The sequence below is a fragment of the Pantoea sp. B65 genome (assembly GCF_047308185.1).
In the GTDB taxonomy this organism is placed as follows: domain Bacteria; phylum Pseudomonadota; class Gammaproteobacteria; order Enterobacterales; family Enterobacteriaceae; genus Erwinia.
Window position 1 is genome coordinate 68,921 of the sequence record NZ_JAHXPU010000040.1, and the last position, 19,745, is coordinate 88,665.

Annotated in this window: 17 protein-coding genes; 8 read left to right on the forward strand and 9 right to left on the reverse strand. The window is 57.2% G+C overall.

What is annotated here, in order from left to right; all coding sequences use genetic code 11:
* Positions 1–754: 754 nt before the first annotated feature.
* The 7 genes from dedD to pdxB form a co-directional block, all read right to left on the reverse strand.
* Complete coding sequence (gene dedD / locus JWF83_RS20130; protein ID WP_413652188.1) at positions 755–1,558, reverse strand: cell division protein DedD; 804 nt, start codon at positions 1,556–1,558, stop codon at positions 755–757.
* Positions 1,548–2,819 carry a bifunctional tetrahydrofolate synthase/dihydrofolate synthase gene (folC, locus tag JWF83_RS20135; protein WP_413652189.1) on the reverse strand — a complete coding sequence of 424 codons (1,272 nt, stop codon included), beginning with the start codon at positions 2,817–2,819 and terminating at the stop codon, positions 1,548–1,550. Before folC ends, dedD begins: the two co-directional genes overlap by 11 nt.
* Before the next feature lie 83 nt (positions 2,820–2,902).
* Positions 2,903–3,814 (reverse strand): acetyl-CoA carboxylase, carboxyltransferase subunit beta, encoded by a 912-nt coding sequence (gene accD, locus JWF83_RS20140; protein WP_413652190.1) that lies wholly within the window; start codon positions 3,812–3,814, stop codon positions 2,903–2,905.
* A 143-nt stretch (positions 3,815–3,957) separates the two neighbouring features.
* Positions 3,958–4,617: a DedA family protein gene (locus JWF83_RS20145; protein WP_413652191.1), complete on the reverse strand. Its 660-nt coding sequence runs from the start codon at positions 4,615–4,617 to the stop codon at positions 3,958–3,960.
* A 30-nt stretch (positions 4,618–4,647) separates the two neighbouring features.
* Positions 4,648–5,469, reverse strand: coding sequence for a tRNA pseudouridine(38-40) synthase TruA (gene truA, locus JWF83_RS20150; protein ID WP_413652192.1), 822 nt, complete (start codon positions 5,467–5,469; stop codon positions 4,648–4,650).
* On the reverse strand, positions 5,469–6,479 hold the full coding sequence (locus JWF83_RS20155; RefSeq protein WP_413652193.1) for an aspartate-semialdehyde dehydrogenase: 1,011 nt from the start codon (positions 6,477–6,479) through the stop codon (positions 5,469–5,471). The genes truA and JWF83_RS20155 overlap by 1 nt, the downstream gene beginning before the upstream one ends.
* Positions 6,480–6,629: 150 nt before the next feature.
* Entirely contained in the window at positions 6,630–7,811 is a 1,182-nt protein-coding gene (pdxB, locus tag JWF83_RS20160; protein WP_413652234.1) for a 4-phosphoerythronate dehydrogenase PdxB, read from the reverse strand.
* Between the two features lie 304 nt (positions 7,812–8,115).
* On the opposite strand from pdxB, the gene flk reads away from it, so the two are divergent.
* Complete coding sequence (gene flk / locus JWF83_RS20165; RefSeq protein ID WP_413652194.1) at positions 8,116–9,156, forward strand: flagella biosynthesis regulator Flk; 1,041 nt, start codon at positions 8,116–8,118, stop codon at positions 9,154–9,156.
* A 1-nt stretch (position 9,157) separates the two neighbouring features.
* Here flk and JWF83_RS20170 read toward each other — a convergent pair whose 3' ends face one another.
* Positions 9,158–9,610: a rhodanese-like domain-containing protein gene (locus JWF83_RS20170; protein WP_413652195.1), complete on the reverse strand. Its 453-nt coding sequence runs from the start codon at positions 9,608–9,610 to the stop codon at positions 9,158–9,160.
* 96 nt (positions 9,611–9,706) lie between these two features.
* Between JWF83_RS20170 and JWF83_RS20175 the strand changes: the two genes are divergently transcribed.
* Positions 9,707–11,140, forward strand: a complete 1,434-nt coding sequence (locus tag JWF83_RS20175) for a PLP-dependent aminotransferase family protein (RefSeq protein WP_413652235.1) — start codon at positions 9,707–9,709, stop codon at positions 11,138–11,140.
* Here JWF83_RS20175 and JWF83_RS20180 read toward each other — a convergent pair.
* Positions 11,134–12,312, reverse strand: a complete 1,179-nt coding sequence (locus JWF83_RS20180) for an MFS transporter (RefSeq protein WP_413652196.1) — start codon at positions 12,310–12,312, stop codon at positions 11,134–11,136. The genes JWF83_RS20175 and JWF83_RS20180 overlap by 7 nt on opposite strands.
* A gap of 633 nt (positions 12,313–12,945) precedes the next feature.
* Here JWF83_RS20180 and JWF83_RS20185 point away from each other — a divergent pair.
* From JWF83_RS20185 to JWF83_RS20210, 6 genes are all read left to right on the forward strand, one after another.
* A complete protein-coding gene (locus JWF83_RS20185) occupies positions 12,946–13,932 on the forward strand; it encodes an autoinducer 2 ABC transporter substrate-binding protein (protein ID WP_413652197.1) in 987 nt (328 codons plus the stop codon).
* 102 nt (positions 13,933–14,034) lie between these two features.
* Positions 14,035–15,534 carry a sugar ABC transporter ATP-binding protein gene (locus JWF83_RS20190; RefSeq protein WP_413652198.1) on the forward strand — a complete coding sequence of 500 codons (1,500 nt, stop codon included), beginning with the start codon at positions 14,035–14,037 and terminating at the stop codon, positions 15,532–15,534.
* Positions 15,527–16,513: an ABC transporter permease gene (locus JWF83_RS20195; RefSeq protein ID WP_413652199.1), complete on the forward strand. Its 987-nt coding sequence runs from the start codon at positions 15,527–15,529 to the stop codon at positions 16,511–16,513. The genes JWF83_RS20190 and JWF83_RS20195 overlap by 8 nt, the downstream gene beginning before the upstream one ends.
* 1 nt (position 16,514) lies before the next feature.
* Positions 16,515–17,468 (forward strand): ABC transporter permease, encoded by a 954-nt coding sequence (locus tag JWF83_RS20200; RefSeq protein WP_413652200.1) that lies wholly within the window; start codon positions 16,515–16,517, stop codon positions 17,466–17,468.
* 18 nt (positions 17,469–17,486) lie between these two features.
* Entirely contained in the window at positions 17,487–19,124 is a 1,638-nt protein-coding gene (locus JWF83_RS20205) for an FGGY-family carbohydrate kinase (RefSeq protein WP_413652201.1), read from the forward strand.
* The gene (locus JWF83_RS20210) at positions 19,121–19,723 is read left to right on the forward strand and encodes an SIS domain-containing protein (RefSeq protein WP_413652202.1); all 603 of its coding nucleotides are present in this window, start codon (positions 19,121–19,123) and stop codon (positions 19,721–19,723) included. Before JWF83_RS20205 ends, JWF83_RS20210 begins: the two co-directional genes overlap by 4 nt.
* Positions 19,724–19,745 lie beyond the last annotated feature (22 nt).

Here is a 19,745-nt window from a genome sequence, read left to right on the forward strand (position 1 = left end):
TATGGCCCCCGGCTGATGCCAACGTCATTACCCCGGGTGCAGATCACCGGTACGGGAGGCATTAATGCCTCCCTACGCCCGATAGCTCTGAAACATTGTAGGGGGGCCATTTATGGCCCCCGGGCTGATGCCAACGTCATTACCCCGGGTGCAGATCACCGGTAGGGGAGGCATTAATGCCTCCCCTACAACCGATAGCTCTGAAACATTGTAGGGGGGCCATTTATGGCCCCCGGACTGATGCCAAAGTCATTACCCCGGGTGCATCTCACCGGCACGGGCGACATGAATGCCTCCCCTACGCCCGATAGTTCTGAAACATTGTAGGGGGGCCATTTATGGCCCCCGGCCGATGCCAACGTCATTACCCCGGGTGCATCTCACCGGCACGGGCGACATGAATGCCTCCCCTACGCCCGATAGTTCTGAAACATTGCAGGGGGGCCATTTATGGCCCCCGGCTGATGCCAAAGTCATTACCCCGGGTGCATCTCACCGGCACGGGCGACATGAATGCCGCCCCTACGCCCGATAGCTCTGAAACATTGCAGGGGGGCCATTTATGGCCCCCGGGCTGATGCCAAAGTCATTACCCCGGGTGCATCTCACCGGCGCGGAAGGCATGAATGCCTCCCCTACGCCCGATAGCTCTGAAACATTGTAGGGGGGCCATTTATGGCCCCCGGCTGATGCCAAAGTCATTACCCCGGGGGCACATCACCGGCACGGGAGGCATGAATGCCTCCCCTACGGGTTAACGGGCGCTATAAGGCTTCACCACCCCGCCCAGACCGGAAATGCCCTGCAATTCACCAACGGCTGCCTGCATCTTCGCTTTCGAGGCATCCGGGCCAACGTAAATACGGGTAATCTGACCCTGCACCGGCGTTGATGGCACGGTATAAGCACGATACCCCGACAACCGCAGCTGCGCGACAATCTCATTCACTTTGGTGGCATTTTTCAACGCCCCCAGCTGAACCACATACGCCTGACCACTCGGGGCCTGCTCCGGCGGCTTACTTTCCGCTTTCGGTTGTTCCGGCGCTTTCGGCTGCTCAACCGGTTTTGGCTGCTCAGCCAGCTTCGGCTGTTCGACCGGTTTCGGCTGTTCCGCCAGCTTCGGCGGCTGCACCGGCTTCGGCTGTGGCGCTAACTTCGGCTTCGTCGGTTCTGCCGGCTTCGGTTGCGGCTTCGGCTGCGTCACCGGTTTCGGCTGCGGCGTAGACTCGGCCTGAACCGGCGGCGGCGTAACCAGCGTAGGCTGACTGTTGCTCTTCGGCGTGGTAGCACCACTCTCTTCCGCCGCGCTCTCCTCGTCACTGTCGCCCGCTACCGCTGCGCCCGCGCCCTCTGGCGGCTGCGCCGGCAACGACTGGCTGACCGGCGGCACCATATCCGTGTCCTGCTGATCATCCGGCTTAGGCACCAGCGGGATCGCCGCGAACTCCTCTTTGTAGTGCTTTTTCTTACCGTCCAGCAAACCCGGCAAGACAATCACCCCCACGGCGACCAGAATTACGGTTCCGACTAAACGGTTCTGAAACTTACTTGCCACTTCCGTTCTCCGTTTCCATCGTTTCCATTACCTGCGCCACGGTGTGGAACGACCCGCACACCAGCACAATATCTTGTTTCTGCGCCTGTTGCAGCGCCGCCCGCCAGGCGTCTGCCACGCTGGCAAAGCCCTGCGCCTCCGGCGGCAGATGCACCATCAGCTGCTCAGCGCTGGCGCCGCGTGGCCCGTCAAGAGGCGCGCAGTACCAGTTATCCACCTGCGGCATTAAACAGGCAAGGGTGCCGGCAATATCTTTATCATGCAGCATCCCCACCACCGCATGCACTTTCCCCTGCCGCGGCAACTCCGCCAGACGGCCAGCCAGATAGCCAGCAGCATGCGGATTATGCGCCACATCGAGGATCACCCGCGGTTCGGTGGCAACGGTCTGAAAACGCCCCGGCAGCATGGCTTTATCCAGCCAGTTGCGAATCAGGGTTTCATCGACCGGTAGCGATGAGGCGCGCAGTGCGGCTAAGGCGGTCGCCGCATTCGGCAGCGGCACCTGCGGCAGCGGTAACTGCGCCAGGCTACCCTGACGGTCGCTGAAGGTCCAGCTGTCGCCCTGCTGCGTATAGTGCCAGTCGCGATCGCGCTGCAGCAAAATAGCGCCGAGATCGGCAGCGACCGTCGCAATCGACTGCGGCATATCCGGCTCGCCGACCACTGCCGGTTTTGCCGTGCGGAATACCCCGGCTTTTTCGCGACCGATACTTTCACGGTCCGGTCCAAGCCAGTCGGTATGATCGAGGGCAATGCTGGTGATGACCGCCACATCGGCATCGACGATATTGGTCGCGTCGAGGCGCCCGCCGAGCCCGACTTCAAGAATCACCACATCCAGCGCCGCCTGCTTAAATAGCATTAGCGCCGACAGCGTGCCGTACTCAAAATAGGTTAGCGAAGTGGCCCCGCGTCCGGCTTCAATGGCGGCGAAACTGGCAGTATGCGCCGACTCAGCCAGCTCATCCCCCTGAATACGCACCCGTTCGGTATAACGCAACAGATGCGGCGAGCTGTAGACGCCAACGCGGTAGCCGGCGGCCATCAACAGGGTCTCCAGCGTACGGCAGGTAGTACCCTTGCCATTCGTTCCGGCAACGGTAAACACCATCGGCGCGGGTTTTAACAGGTCGAGTTGTTTAGCGACGCGCTGAATGCGATCCAGCCCGAGTTCGATAGCCTGAGCATGTAAATGCTCAAGATAATAAAGCCACGTGGCCAAAGGCGACGTGGCTTGAGGAAGGTGAAGATTATCCATGTGTCCCGTTCACAACGTTACGGTTCATTGGTGAAAGGTACAGTATTGCCGCGTCGACAGAGGCTGTACCTCTCCATCATCTGTCAGGCCTCGTGGCTTTCGGAAGATGCCTCAGTGGCAACCTCTCCCGCTTCCGGCTTCGGCTCTGGCAGATTCATTAACTTAGCGAGGATACTGGCCAGTTTCAGACGCATTTCCGGACGACGCACGATCATATCGATCGCGCCTTTCTCAATCAGGAATTCACTACGCTGGAAGCCCGGCGGCAGTTTTTCACGCACGGTCTGCTCAATCACGCGCGGGCCGGCAAAGCCGATCAACGCTTTTGGTTCAGCAATATTCAGATCGCCCAGCATGGCGAAGCTGGCAGAGACGCCGCCCATGGTCGGGTCAGTCAGTACCGAAATATACGGCAGACCGCGTTCCTGCATTTTCGCCAGTGCGGCGCTGGTTTTCGCCATCTGCATCAGCGACTGCAGCGCTTCCTGCATACGCGCGCCGCCGCTGGCGGAGAAACAGATCATCGGACAGTTATCTTCCAGCGCCTGTTCAACCGCGCGCACAAAGCGCGCGCCGACCACGGAACCCATTGAGCCGCCCATAAAGGAGAACTCAAATGCGGATGCGACAACCGGCATGCCATACAGCGTACCCTTCATCACAATCAGTGCATCTTTCTCGCCAGTCTCTTTCTGTGCTGCAGCCAGACGATCTTTATATTTTTTTGAATCCCGGAACTTGAGCAGATCTTTTGGCTCCAGTTCGCTGCCCAGCTCTACCAGCGTGCCTTCATCCAGCAGGCTGTGCAGACGATCGCGGCCATGCATACGCATATGGTGGTCGCATTTTGGGCAAACTTCCAGATTGCGTTCCAGCTCGGCGCGGTAGAGAACCTGACCACAGCTATCACACTTTGTCCAAACCCCTTCAGGAATACTTGCCTTGCGCGAAGGGGCGATGGTGCTCTTGTTGAGAATTCGTTCAATCCAGCTCATTGATAACCTTTCTGTTTGAACCTGGTGAAACCAGTTTTCTTGTTGCTGCTAAAAGCGACTTCAGCAGGCCGTAAATGTCGCACATTAAACCATAACCTGGCGACGCTGTGGATAGAAATATGGTCGACCAGGCGAGGTAATGGCTATTGTTTTTGCTGACGCACGCTACGACGATGGCGCCAGACTTCAATTACCCCGGGCAGAATCGATACCACAATAATCGCCACAATCAGTAATTTCAGGTTCTCCTGCACCACCGGCAAGTCGCCGAACAGGTAGCCCGCATAGGAGAATAGCAGTACCCACAACAGCGCGCCGCTAATGTTAAATAACGCAAAGTGGCGGTAGGACATATGGCCCATACCGGCGACAAAAGGGGCAAAAGTACGCACGATCGGCACGAAACGCGCCAGAATAATGGTTTTTCCACCGTGACGCTGGTAAAAACCATGGGTTTTATCAAGGTAGCTGCGGCGGAAAATTTTCGAGTTCGGGTTACTGAATAACCGTTCACCAAATAGCCGCCCAATGGTGTAGTTGACCGCATCGCCGAGCACCGCGGCAATCACCAGCAGAGTGACCATCAGATGAATATTGAGATCGTTACCCGGCAGCGCCGCCAGCGCGCCAGCGACAAACAGCAGCGAGTCGCCCGGCAGGAACGGCGTGACCACCAGTCCGGTTTCACAGAACAGAATCAAAAACAGAATGGCGTATATCCAGATACCATATTGCGCTACCAGCTCGGCCAGGTGGACATCAATGTGCAGGATAAAATCGACGACAAAACGAATAAGATCCATAATTCTCCCTATACAGCTTACAGCTCAGGTTTAATCCTCGAGGAACAACGGTCCCATCGGCGGATGTGGTAAAGCAAAATAATCAGGGTAATCGACCGCAACCAGATACAAACCCTCGGCTTTCGCCGTGGCCGCGGCCAGAGTTCGGTCCTTTGCCGCCAGTAGCTCAGCCATCCAGCCCTCATGCTGATTTCCGCAACCAATCTCCATCAGACTGCCAACGATATTGCGCACCATATGGTGAACGAAAGCATTCGCCTTGATATCCACCACAATATAGCTACCGTAACGCGTCACATGCAGATGCATCACATTACGCCACGGCGTACGCGACTGGCACTGCACGGCGCGAAACGAGGTAAAGTCATTCTCGCCCAGCAGACACTGCCCGGCGCGCTGCATTTTTTCTGCATCCAGCGGATGATAAAAATGGGTCACCCCGGCGCCTAAGATCGCGGGGCGCAGCCGCTGATTATAGATCACATAGCGATAGCGACGCGCAGTGGCGCTGAAACGCGCATGAAACTCATCCGGCACCTGCTTCACCCAACGCACCGCAATATCATCCGGCAAATTGGCATTGGCGCCCAGCGTCCAGGCAGCATCTTTCCGCTGCGAGGTGGTTTCAAAATGCACCACCTGCCCGGTGCCATGGACACCGGCGTCAGTCCGTCCGGCACAGAACACATTGACCGGATGATTCGCCACTTTCGACAAAGCCTGTTCGAGGCGCGCCTGCACGCTGCGCACCTCCTGCTGCCGCTGCCAGCCGTAATAACGGCTGCCATCATATTCCACGCCGAGCGCCAGCTTAATCGTGCTGTTAGCGCCCGGCAAAGCCCCTTCAGACATCAGTACAAATACTCCTGCACCAGTTTCTCAGCGGCTTTGATCGCCATCAGCGCCCCGCCGAAGCGGATATTGTCGGCGACTGACCAGAACTGCAGCAGCTCCGGCACGCCATAATCATTACGCAGACAGCCGATGCTAAGGTGAGCACTGCCCGAGGCATCGCCGACCTGGGTTGGATAATCATTTTCATCCGACAGCGCAATATCTTCGGCACGCATCAGTTCATCACGCGCTTCTTCCGCTGACATCGGGCGTAATCCTTCGATATAGACAATCTGCGCATTGCCGTAAAACACCGGCGACTGCACACAGCTGACCGCAATCGGTAAGCCTTCGTCCTGCATCACTTTGCGTACCTGATCAACCAGACGACGTTCCTGCGCCACACTGCCTTCGCTGTCAGTCAGCAGCGGCAGCATGTTAAACGCCAGCTGGCGGCCAAAGTAGTGCTGTTCAGCCGGAACACCGTTCAGTAAGCGCGCGCTTTCACCGGCCAGAGAATCCACCGCGGCCTTGCCGTACGAGGAAGCAGACAGCAGATTAGTGACCTGCAGACGGCTCAGCCCGCCCTGCTCCACCAGCGGTTTAATCGCACACAACAGCTGGCTGGTAAGACTATCGGCCACGCTGATGATATTACGATTACGGTAATCCGCTAACACTTGCGGGTTGACATCCGCCACCACCAGCGGGACATCCGGCTCCAGCGCAAACAGATCGCTACTGTCGAGCACCAGACAACCGGCGTTCGCCGCGTCTTCGGCATAACGCCCGGAGGCCTCACGACCGGCAACAAAAAACGCCAGCTGCGCCTGCGTCCAGTCAAAATCAGCCGCATCTTTCACCAGCAGCGTTTTACCGGCAAACCGCATGTTTTCACCGGCGCTGCGCTCGCTGGCCAGCAAATATAATTCACCAACCGGGAACTCACGTTCCGCCAGTAATTCCAGTAAAGCGTTCCCTACTGCGCCTGTCGCGCCCAAAAGCGCAATATTCCAGCCGTCAGACATGTTGGTTTACTCCAGACAATGACACAAAAACAGAAGGCGGTGATAACACCGCCCGTTGATTCAGATTTTTCCATACGGGCGACATAAAAGCCGCCCCGGGGATCGGGGTTCCTGAAATGCCGCAAGGCCCGATTTAGGTGGCCGGCACGATTAACGAATGGCCTGATACACCGCAGTAAAACCCAGTTTATTAAGCAATGCGGCCGCTTCGGCGTTATCACACTGCACATACAGCGACGACCATTCGCGGCGCTCCGCATAATTTTTGCGCAGGCGATCAAACTCACCGGCAATCGCCGCCACATGACGCAACGGTGCATCATCACGGCGCACATCATACACCAGATGCACCAAACGTTTCAGCGTTGCCTGATTTAACGCGCCATGTAAGGTAATACGGCCAAACTCCGGCGCCGGTAACAGACTATCCAGCGCCACCTGCTGCGCCTGACCAATAAACTGCGTCCAGGCCTCAAACACCTGAGTGGTGCCACGCGCTTTCCCTTCGAGGGTATAGCCGGCGATATGCGCGGTGGCAATATCCACTTTTGCCAGCAGCGGCAGCGATAACTCCGGCTCCGGCTCCCAGACATCCAGCACCACGCTAAGATCGTCGCGCTGATTCAGCACAGCCAGCAACGCCGCATTATCCACCACCTCGCCGCGACAGGCGTTAATCAGAATGGTATGCGGCTTCAGCGCCTGCAACAGCGCCGTATCGGCGAGGTGCAGAGTTTTATAGCGGCCGTCTTTAAACAGCGGCGTATGGAAAGTGAGAATATCGGCTTCGGCCACCAGCTTATCCAGCGTATGGAACTCGCCGGCGTCGCCGCGATCGGCGCGCGGCGGATCGCACAGCAGCGTGCGCACGCCCAGCGCTTCCAGTCGTGCCTGCAGACGACCGCCGACATTGCCCACGCCGACGATACCCACGGTACGGTCGGTCAGCTGAAAGCCATCGCGCTCGGCAAGCAGTAACAGCGCGGAGAACACATATTCCACCACCGCAATGGCATTGCAACCCGGCGCCGCAGAAAAGGCAATGCCCTGCGCCACCAGAAAATCTTCATCGATATGATCGGTACCGGCCGTGGCAGTGCCGACAAATTTTACCGCTTTACCGTTAAGCAATGCGGCATTCACTTTCGTCACCGAACGTACCATCAGGCCATCGGCATCGTTCAGTTCAGCTTCAGGGATTGGACGACCGGGGACCGCCACCACCTCGCCGGTGCGGCTAAACAGCTCGCGGGCGTAGGGCATATTTTCATCTACGAGGATTTTCACGCAACGTTTCCTGCATTCACATAGTGAGGGGCAATATTCTGCCATATTGTCGCCGGTGGTGACAGGGCTGGCCACTGCCCCCACCCGCGGATATTGAGATACCCGTTTTTACTGCCTGAGCGAAAACCGCCTGAGATACCCTGCGCGGCTACCGTCAGCATTTTTATTACTCTGCCGCCGCTGTGGCACGCGCTGACCGGCAGCAAAATCGCCGCCGCTCCGGCGGCCTGAAGGAGTTAATTTAGCGGACCTCTACCGGATCGTCGGCGGGATTGTTATTATAGCGGATTACCATTCTGTTTCTTTTCCGGCGCACCCGGATGTTGACCCGTTTCGAAAGGATTACGCCATGCAACCTCTCAGTGGCCCCGGTGCTCCGCTCCCCGGCGATCGCGCAGCATTAGCGACACAGCCCGGTCAGCAACGTCCAGGCGCTACCGGCGATCAACCGTTGTCGCCCGCCCAACGCACCACGCTGGAACGCCTGATCGTGCGTATTATGTCGCTCAGCCCGCTGAAATCCGTGGAGCTGTGGGCCGGACTGCGCCATGAAGTTGGGGTTAAAAGCGATGGCGAACTGCTTTCGCGCCATTTCCCGGCGGCAGAACAGTTCCTCAATACCCGGCTGGCTCAGGTACAGAATACCCACTCCACCCGTCAGCTGTTTCAACAGCTCACCGATCTGCTGCCGCAGGGCAATAACCGTCAGGCGGTCAGCGATTTTATTCGCCAGCAGTTCGGTCATACGGTACTAAGTTCGCTGACGCAGGATCAGCTGCATCAGGTACTGACCATGTTGCAGAACGGCCAGCTGGCGATCCCGCAGCCGCAGCGCAGCAGTATCACCGACCGCACGCTGTTGCCAGCCGAGCACCATACTCTGAACCAGCAGGTCGCCAGACTGGCGGCGGCAACCGGTGAGCAACCGGTGAAACTCTGGGCGTCCGTGTTGCAGCAGGTCGGTCTGAAAAGCGGCGACCCGATACCGTCACGTCATTTCCCGCTACTGACGCAGTATTTACAGGTGCGCCAGACCTTAAGCCAGCATAGCGCGCCAACTCTGCTGATGCTGGAAGCGTCACTGAAACAGCCGCCGGATCATCTTGAGCAGCAGATGCTGGAACAGTACAGCCAGCAACGTTTCCAGGCGACGCCGCAAACCATCCTGACTGCCGCCCAGGCGCAGGATGTGGTTAATTTTCTGTTTGCGCGCCGGGCGGAAAAATTGCTGGAACAGCCGCTGGCCGATAGCGAAATCAACCCGAAACCGATCTATCATCCGCTGGTCGGCTCCTTACCTTCGGTGCTACAGCCGCTGGCCAACCGCCCGGCCTTTACCGCCTTTGCGGTGGCGGTAGTGCTGGTGGTATTGCTGTGGATCCTGCTCTGATTTAACAGCCGCAGTCGGGCAGTACGGTCGCAGGCGGCCAGCTGCCCGGTTCATCCCCCGCCGCCAGCGGATGATTATCGCGCCGCCAGAAATCCAGCCCGCCAATCAGCTCCTTAACCTGCAATCCGGCCATCGCCAGCTTCCACGCGCCTTTTGTTGAGCCATTACATCCAATACCGTCGCAATAGCTGATATAGACTTTACTGCGGTCCAGTGCGGCAAGGCTTTCCGCCGTCATCAGCCGATGGGGAAAACTGATCGCTCCGCAGATATGCGCACGGCGATAGGCCTCCGTTGAACGGGCGTCAATCACCACAATATCCCCGATACCACGCGCCAAATCCTCGGCCAGGTCCCAGGCATCAGCGTAATAAGCCAGCTTTTGCCGTAACCATTCGGCACTGTCAGAGGCAGGGGGTGGCGGAAAAGCCAGAACGGATGATAATGACGGCATCGTGATCTCCTGAAATGATTTTATTCGATAATACGTCAGATCGGTATTACACTTGATACCCATTCTGCGCTGCAGATAAGACCAATTATGGCCATTATCACCACCCCGCTTATTACGCTATTTGCCGCGCAACAGGCACAAACCCGCCGCGAACGCTTAAGCGCAACGTTGCGTCAGGCGATTGCCGATGGCGCCCTGCAAAGCGGACAACGGCTGCCGTCGTCACGTCTGATGGCCACCGATCTCGGATTATCGCGAGTGACGGTGGAGGCGGCTTACAGCCAGCTGGAGAGCGAAGGCTATCTGCAACGCAAAATCGGCCAGGGCACTTTTGTCGCCATTACCATGAAGCCGGCAGAAAAACGCCCACCCACGGCCGTGCTCAACGCACCACTGTCGCTGCGCGGCCAGCAGATTGTCGCCACCGGCGGCTGTCAGGATCCCCTGTTCCCCCATGCTTTCGCCGCCGGTTCAGCGGATCTGAGCGCGTTTCCGCATGCCATCTGGCGGCGTATCAGCACCAGTCAGCAGCGCCAGCGCGGCGAAGCGCTGATGCGCTATGGCGACGCGCAGGGTTACCCTCCGCTGCGCGCGGCAGTGGCACGCTATCTTGCGCAATCACGCGGTGTGCGTTGTGATGCGGAACAGGTGATGATTCTGACCAGTTCTCAGCAGGCGTTGCAGATGCTCTCTTTACTGCTGCTGGATGCGGGCGATCAGGTCTGGCTGGAAGATCCCTGCTATGCCGGGGCGCGCAATGCGTTTATCGCGGCAGGCGCCCGGCTTACGCCGCTAAGTCTTGACCAGCAAGGCGCTCAACTGAGGACAGGCGCGCCAAAGCTGGTGTACCTCACTCCGTCCCACCAGTATCCGACCGGCGTCACGATGAGTCTGGCGCGGCGCTTACAGTGGCTTAACCTTGCCGCCACGCAACAGAGCTGGCTGATTGAAGATGATTATGACAGCGAGTTTTACTATGGCGATCAGCCGATGCCTGCGATGCAGGGTCTGGATCGGGCGGGACGGGTGATCTATCTCGGCACCTTTTCCAAGGTGCTATTTCCGTCACTGCGGCTGGCGTATATGGTGGCGCCGCCGGAATTAATTGAGCCACTGTGTCGCTTGCGCAGCGTTATTGACGGCCACAGCGCTCAGTTGCCGCAGGCGATTACCGCCGACTTTATCGACCAGGGGCATTTTGCCGCTCATCTGCGCCTGATGCGCCAGCTGTATCACAGCCGTCGCGATCTGCTGCTGGCTCAGCTGGCGGAGAAACTGGCGGACCGTTTGTTGCCGATGGCAAGTCCGGGGGGGCTGCAACTGACGGTGAAGCTGGCGCCGGATCTGGCACCGGATAAAGAGGCGCAGCTAAGCGCTGCCGCTGCGGCGCGTGGCTTGTTGTTACCACGCTTATCGCCGCTCTACAGCCACCCGGCAACCGCGCAATCCGGCTGGATATTGGGATTCTCCGCGCTAACCCGCGCGGAGATTATGCAGGCGGTGGATAAACTGGCGCAGCTGGATTACTGATGGCGGGAGAGTAACAGCGTCAGCACCAAACCACTGGCCGCCGCGACCGCACCGGCGACAAACACCGCGCCATAGCCGGCAGAGGTCGCCAGAATGCCGGTTAACGGCCCGCTGATACCGTAAGCGATATCCTGAAAAGCCGAGTAACCGCCGAGGGCGGTGCCGCGCACCTGCGGCGCCACCCGTTTAATCACTTCCACCCCCAGCGCCGGGAACACCAGAGAACAGCCGCAGCCGGTCAGCGCCGCGCCGGTAAGCGCCAGTAGCACATTGGGCGCGCATCCCAGCAGCAGCAGACCACAGGCCTCCACCGCCAGCGAAACCAGCGCCACGCGGATACCGCCGAAACGATCCGGCATCCAGCCAAACAGGATACGCATCAGCACAAATGACAGGCCAAATGCCGTCAGAGCAAACCCGGCATTTCCCCAGTGTTGCGCGGCAAAATAGAGCGAAACAAAGGTGCCAATGACCGCAAAACCAACGCCCTGCAAGGCCAGACCGAGACCTGGCTGCCAGATCTGTCCAACCACCCGCCACAGTGACGGGCGCTCACCATGATGGGTGGGTACCGCACTCACCCGGAAGCTAAACAGCAAGGCGCAGAATGGCAGTAGCATGGTGCTGACGCCGAGGGCGACAAACCCCCAGCGACTGTTGAGCATTAATCCCAGCGGTGCGCCAATCGCCAGCGCACCATAAATCGCCATGCCGTTCCACGACATCACCTGGCCGGACCGCCGGGGTCCCACTAACCCCATGCCCCAGGTGAGATTACCGGTCAGCAACTGGCTTTCACCAAAGCCCAGGATCAGGCGGCCAATAACCAGCAGCGCAAACTTAGCCATCACGTCGACCGGCAGCAATGCCGCCAGCAGATAGGCAAAACCAGCCAGCGCACAGGAGCCCATTCCCTGCAGGGTGGTGCGTCTGGCGCCGCGCTGATCGGCCAGCCGTCCGGCGTAGCCCCGGGTCAGCAATGTGGCAAGGAACTGAATACCGACCGCGACGCCGACCATCACATTATTCAGGCCCAGCTGCTGGTGCACATACAGCGGGATCACCGGCAACGGCAGACCGACGGTGAGATAGGTTAAAAACGCTGAAAAGACAATAGCGGCCAGCGATGAGGTGTTATGCGTGGAATTTTCAATGCTGTCAGAACTGGACATATGTCACGACTCTCTCTGGTTTACGCACGGCTACGCTGCGGCACCGGCGGTTCCCGACGCGCAGCGTCGGAATCGGGTGCGTTGGTTAACGTAAACGCTTACGCAATATCATGACAATATTGTGGACTGGAAATTTCAAAGAAAATGATAATGGCAATTTCATGCCACTTTGTAAAGCCTTCTGACACCAGCTGTGTAATGTACATTAATTACGTAAGTGAGTAACGATTCACTGGTCAGCTACGCCAACCATTATGGCGATAAAATGCGATTCATCTCACAAATATACGCAATTATTAGCGTTACAGCGCGCCAGATTACGCAGAAACCGCCCGTTGCTGGTGTCTCTTTGCGTCATTGTTAATTAATTGATCGCATAACACCTTAATTTAACCTTATTGTAACTTTATTTTGGTGGATTATTTATTCACCCGCCATCAATTAAACATAAAATTAACCATAAAAACGATAAAAATTAACATAAACCTGCCGCCGTCACATTTTAACGCAAATCCTCCCGATTTCCGCCCAGGCGATTGCTATCGTTGCAGGCGGGCTAACGACCCTGCCCGCGACAATAAGTTGGTTGTTACCAACACCTATAACGAAATGCCCTACAACAAAGGTACTGCTATGAAATTTAACCTCGCATTACTCAATGCATGTGTGGTTTCGGCATGCATGCTGTTAGCCACACCTTCTTATTCAGCGGAAAAACATGATATCGCCGTGGTCGCCAAAGTCACCGGAATTCCGTGGTTCTCCCGGATGGAAGTGGGGGTCAACGAGGCAGCGAAAAAGTTCGACGTCAATGCTTATCAGGTAGGGGGTTCCACTCCCGACCCGGCGCAGCAGGTAAAGGTCATTGAAGATCTGATCGCCAAAAAAGTGGACGCGATTATTGTGGTGCCCAATGACGCCAAAGTACTGGAGCCGGTGCTGAAAAAGGCGCGCGAACAGGGCATTGTGGTGCTGACTCATGAGTCACCGGATCAGCCGGTTGCGCAGTGGGACGTGGAAACCATTGATAGCGAAAAATATGCCGAGAAAAATATGGATGAGTTAGCGGCGGCGATGGATCAAAAAGGCGGCTATGCCATCTATGTCGGCTCACTGACCGTGCCGCTGCATAACGCCTGGGCCGACGCGGCGATTAAATATCAGAAAGAAAAATACCCGCAAATGCATGAAGTCACCTCCCGTCTGCCGGTGGCGGAAAGCATCGATAAATCTTACGCCACCACCCTCGATCTGATGCGCACTTACCCGGATCTGAAAGGCATTATTGGCTTTGGCTCCCTCGGCCCGATTGGCGCCGGTCAGGCGGTAAAAAGCAAACGCGCGAAAAATAAAATTGCCGTGGTCGGCATCGCCATGCCTGCCCAGGCCGCACCGTATTTAGCCAGCGGCGATATTAAGAAAGTACTGCTGTGGGATCCGAAGGATGCCGGTTTCGCGCTGGTGGCGCTGGCGGATCAGTTGCTCGACGGTAAGCAGGTCGATAAGGATTTCACTATCGAAGGCTTCGGCCAGGCGGATGTGAATATGGATCACCATGTTATTCGCTTTAACCGCATTCTTGAAGTGACCAAAGACAATGCCAAATCTTTAGGTTTCTAATCTCACCCCTTCATCCCTCAGGCTGCAGGCACGCTGGCTGCAGCCCGAATGATTCGGGTATTAAACCGGCCGACCGGTTCGGCCCCTGAGAGGAATGTGGCGATGGCAACGCAAGATGTCTTTATCTCGCTGGAAAAAATCAGCAAGACCTTTCCCGGCGTGAAGGCGCTGGACAATATCTCCCTGACGCTGAAAAAGGGTGAGGTGCACTGTCTGGCCGGTCAAAACGGCTGCGGCAAAAGTACGCTGATCAAAATTATCTCCGGCGTTTATCAGGCCGATAAAGGCGCGCAGATCACCGTTGACGGCAAACTGTTTCATCATCTTTCGCCGCAACTCTCGGCCTGGTATGGCGTACAGGTGATCTATCAGGATCTGTCGCTGTTCCCTAATCTGAGCGTGGCGGAGAATATTGCCGCCCACCGCCTGCTGGCCGGCAGTAGCTTCTGGGTAAAGCGTGCGGCGCTGCGCAAACTGGCGCTGGCAACCATGGCGCGTATCGGTATCCGGCTTACGCCGGAGCGCAAAGTAGAAAAACTGTCGATTGCTGACCGGCAACTGGTCGCCATCTGCCGCGCGCTGGCTGCCGATGCCAGCCTGGTGATTATGGATGAACCCACCGCCTCACTGACCCGTGTCGAGGTGAACGGTCTGCTGCGAGTGGTCGGTGAACTGAAAGCCGCCGGGATCTGCGTGGTGTTTGTCAGTCATAAACTCGACGAAGTGATGGAAGTCGCCGATCGCATCAGTGTGATGCGCGACGGCAAACTGGTCGGTAGCTGGCCTGCCAGCGAGCTGAACAGCGACGAGCTGGCGTTCCTGATGACCGGCCAGCGCTTCACTTTCAGCCATCTGCCGCCACTGGCCGACAGCCAGCGGGCACCGCTGCTGGAAGTGCGCCACCTGTCGCGCGCCGGGCAGTATCACGATATTAATCTGCAACTGCATCGCGGTGAAATTACCGCCATTGTCGGCCTGCTGGGCGCCGGGCGCAGCGAGCTCTGTCTCTCTCTGTTTGGCATGACCCGCCCCGACAGCGGCGAAATTCTGCTCAACGGCAAAACAGTGAAACTGCGCAGCAATCGCGATGCGATCGCTCAGGGCATTGCCTATGTCTCGGAAGATCGTCAGAGCGAGGGACTGATTATGGCACAGTCAATTTTCGACAATATGCTGGTGGCGATTTTTAACCGTCTGCGTACCCGCTTCGGCCTGCTTGACCAGCGGAAGGCACGCGATACGGTTGCCACGCTGATCCGCGAGCTGAATATCAAAGTGTCCGACAGTCAGCTGCCGGTGCAAACGCTGTCCGGCGGCAATGCGCAACGTATCGCCATTGCCAAGTGGGTGGCGACCGCGCCGCAGTTACTGATCCTTGACTCCCCTACCGTTGGCGTGGATATCGCTAATAAAGAGGGGATCTATCGTATTGCGCGCAGCCTGGCGGAGCGCGGTATGGCGGTGCTGATGATCTGTGATGAGATCCCGGAAGCCTGGTACAACAGCCATCGTGTGCTGGTGATGCGCAAAGGGGAGTTGGTGGCCAGCTTTACACCGCACAACAGCGACCAGCAACAGATTGCCGGGGTAGTAAATGAATAACCGACTGCGCCACCTGATGACTCTGCACGAATTCTGGCTCGGCCTGCTGATCCTGCTGCTGGTTACCGGCCTCAGTTTACGCACCAATGAGTTTATGACCCTCGGCAATCTGACCGATGTCGCCACCAGCTACGCGATTCTCGGTATTCTGGCCTGCGGGCTGTTTGTGGTACTGATTGCCGGCGGTATTGATATCTCCTTTCCGGCCATGACGGCGATCGCTCAGTACGCCATGGCCAGCTATTTGATCGCCCACGGCGGCAATTTCCTGCTGGCGTTTACCCTCGCCATGTCCTGCGGATTATTACTCGGGCTGTTTAACGGCTTGCTGGTCTATATGCTGCGCGTACCGGCGATCATTATCACTATCGCCACGCTGAATCTGTTTTACGGCCTGCTGGTGTGGTTCACCAATGGCACCTGGCTGTACGGTTTTCCCGAGTGGTTTATGACCGGCATTAACTGGCTGTCGTTTACCGCGCCCGATGGCTATGAGTATGGCATCACTCTGCCGCTGCTCTGCCTGCTGGCGGTGTTGGTGATGACCAGCGTCATGATGAATTACACCCGCCCGGGCCGTCAGATTTATGCCATGGGCGGCAACCGTGAATCGGCGTCACGTCTCGGGATTAACCTGATGGCGCTGCATTTCTTTGTCTACGGCTATATGGGACTGCTGGCCGGGATTGCGGCGGTGGTGCAGGCGCAAATCACCCAGTCGGTGGCGCCTAACTCGCTGGTTGGTTATGAACTGACGGTGCTGGCGGCGGTGGTATTAGGCGGCACCAGCATGACCGGCGGCCGCGGATCGCTGTTCGGTACGCTGCTCGGGGTTATGCTGCTGGCCTTTTTGCAAAATGGCCTGACCCTGCTGGCGGTATCGTCTTACTGGCATATGGTGTTTAGCGGGCTGATTATTCTGGTCAGCGTCAGCGCCACGGCGTGGAACGAAAAACGCAAACTGGCGAAGGGATTGTAATATGAATACCTTAACGCGCATTTTACCGGCGGATCGCATTATCCGTTTGCAACTGGTGATGATTGTGGTGGTGCTGGCGCTGTTCGCCTTAACCCTTGGCGCCCGCTTCTTTAGCCTCGGTAATTTCCAGTCGATTGCCACTCAGTTGCCGGTGCTCGGCATGCTGGCGCTGGGCATGGGTATCACCATGCTTACCGGCGGTATCAACCTGTCGATTATTGCCAGCGCCAACGCCTGCTCGCTGCTGATGGCGGCAATTATCGTCGCTCACCCTGCTCAGCCGCTGTTTCTGTTGCTGGCGCTGCTGGCCGGACTGCTGCTGGCGGTAGCGATCGGCACACTGAATGGTCTGCTGATCGCCGTCATCGGCGTCTCGCCCATTCTGGCAACCCTTGGCACCATGACGCTGATCGGCGGGCTAAATATTCTGCTGTCTAACGGGACGGTCATTTCCGGTTTTCCACCGTTGATCCAGTATCTGGGTAACGGCGATTTGTTCGGTATTCCGGTCGCCCTACTGCTGTTCCTGCTGGTGGCGCTGTTCCTGTGGCTGTTACTGGAGAAAACCACCGCTGGCCGGAGTATTTATCTGCTCGGTTCAAATGAAAAAGCCACGCGCTTCAGCGGCGTGGATACCCGGCGGGTACAGATTAGCGTCTATGTTTTATCCGCGGTACTGAGCTGGGTGGCCGCGCTGTTAATGATGGCGATGTTTAACTCGGCGAAAGCGGGTTATGGCGAATCCTGGCTACTGATTACCATTCTGGCTTCGGTACTGGGCGGGATTAATCCCGATGGCGGTTTTGGCCGCATCATTGGTCTGGTTCTGGCGCTGATTGTGTTACAGATGCTGGAAAGCGGGCTGAATTTATTGGGCGTAAGTAGCTATCTGACGATGGCATTGTGGGGCGCGGTGCTGATTCTGTTTATCGCACTTCAGAATCGCAGCAGTTAAATTTTCGAGGGATAACAGATGGCGAGCTATTACATTGGCATTGACGTTGGCACCGGAAGCGCACGCGCAGGCATCTTTGATATTACCGGCCGCATGATGGGCCAGGCCAGCCGCAATATTGAGATTTACCGTCCGCAGGCCGATTTCGTCGAACAGTCGTCGGACAATATCTGGCAGGCGGTATGCCAGGCGGTACGCGATGCCATTAACCAGAGCAATATTAATCCGGTACAAATTAAGGGGCTGGGGTTTGATGCCACCTGTTCGCTGGTGGTGCTGGATAAACAGGGTAAGCCGTTGACCATCAGTCCATCCGGCCGCGATGAGCAAAATATTATCGTCTGGATGGATCACCGGGCGATAGTGCAGGCGGAACGTATCAACGCCACGCAACATCAGGTGCTGGAGTATGTCGGCGGGATTATCTCACCGGAGATGCAGACGCCAAAACTGCTGTGGCTGAAACAGCATATGCCGAATACCTGGAAAAATATCGGCCACCTGTTTGACCTGCCGGATTTCCTGACCTGGCGCGCGACCCAGGATGAAACCCGCTCACTCTGCTCGACGGTGTGCAAATGGACCTATATGGGCCATGAGAAGCGTTGGGACGAGAGCTATTTTCAACAAATCGGTCTGGCAGATCTGCTGGAGCATGATGCGCAGAAAATTGGACGCGATGTCAAAACGATGGGGGAGCCGCTGGGCCGTGGCCTGACACAACGCGCCGCCAGTGAACTGGGACTGCTGCCGGGCACTGCGGTTAGCGTAGCGATTATTGATGCTCACGCCGGTAGCCTTGGCACACTCGGCGCCTCCGGGCCTTCGGGCGAACACGCTGATTTTGACCGGCGCATCGCGCTGATTGGCGGGACCTCCACCGGCCATATGGCGATCTCCCCCGGGCCACGCTTTATTAAAGGCGTCTGGGGACCGTACTACTCGGCAGTGCTGCCGGGGTGGTGGCTGAATGAGGGCGGACAGTCGGCGACCGGTGCGTTAATCGACCATATTATCCAGTCGCATCCCTGCTATGAAACGCTGCTGCTACAGGCGAAGAGCGACGGCAAAACCATCTATGAAGTGCTGAATGAACTGCTGCGCAAGCTGGCGGGCGAACCGGAAAAGATCGCCTTTCTCTCGCGTGATATCCATATGCTACCCTACTTTCATGGCAACCGCTCGCCGCGCGCTAATCCGACCTTAACCGGCATTCTTACCGGCCTGAAACTGTCACGCACCGCGGAAGATATGGCGCTGCACTATCTCGCCACAATTCAGGCGATCGCCCTCGGTACCCGTCATATTATCGAAACCATGAATCAGAGTGGCTACAGCATCGATACTATTATGGCCAGCGGCGGCGGCAGCAAAAACCCGATCTTTGTCCAGGAACATGCCAACGCCACCGGTTGTGCGATGCTGCTGCCGGAAGAGAGTGAAGCGATGCTGCTCGGCGGCGCGATGATGGGGACAGTGGCGGCCGGCATCTATGAGTCGCTGCCTGAGGCAATGAATGCGATGAGCCGGATTGGCAAAACCGTGACTCCGCAAACCAACGAGATCAAACGCTATTACGACCGTAAATACCGCGTGTTTCGCGAAATGTATCATGACCATATGAAATATCGTCAGATGATGCAGGAGGATCAATGAATCCTGATCAAGCCTGGCAACAGGCGCAGAGCGGCTGGCAGATCTATGCGCATACGCTGGCAACGCTGGAGCAGCATATCGACCGCCAGCAATGGCTGAATGTGCTGGCGGTAATCGCCAGCTGTCAGGGTAAAGTGGCGGTGACCGGCGTCGGAACATCGGCGATTGCCGCGCGCAAAATTGCCCATATGTTTTCCTGCATCGAACGCCCCGCGCTGTACCTGAATGCCACCGATGCCGCCCATGGCGATATCGGTTTTCTGCGCGCGGAAGATTTACTGATTATGCTGTCGCGCGGCGGCAACTCGGATGAACTGACGCGATTGCTGCCGACCGTAAAAAGTAAAGGCAGCGGCCTGGTGGTGGTTAGCGAAAATCCCGCCTCAGCGCTGGCCGCCAGCGCCGACTGGTTGCTGCTGATGCCGAAAAGTCAGGAAATCGATCCGCTGAATATGCTGGCGACCACCTCGATTATTACTCTGCTGGCGCTGTTTGATACCATGATGACGGCGCTGATGACGGAGAGCGGTTTTGATCGGACGCAGTTACTGGCGGTACATCCGGCGGGGAATGTGGGTAAGCAGTTGCGCAAACGCTGAAAACAAAAGGGAGCCATTACTG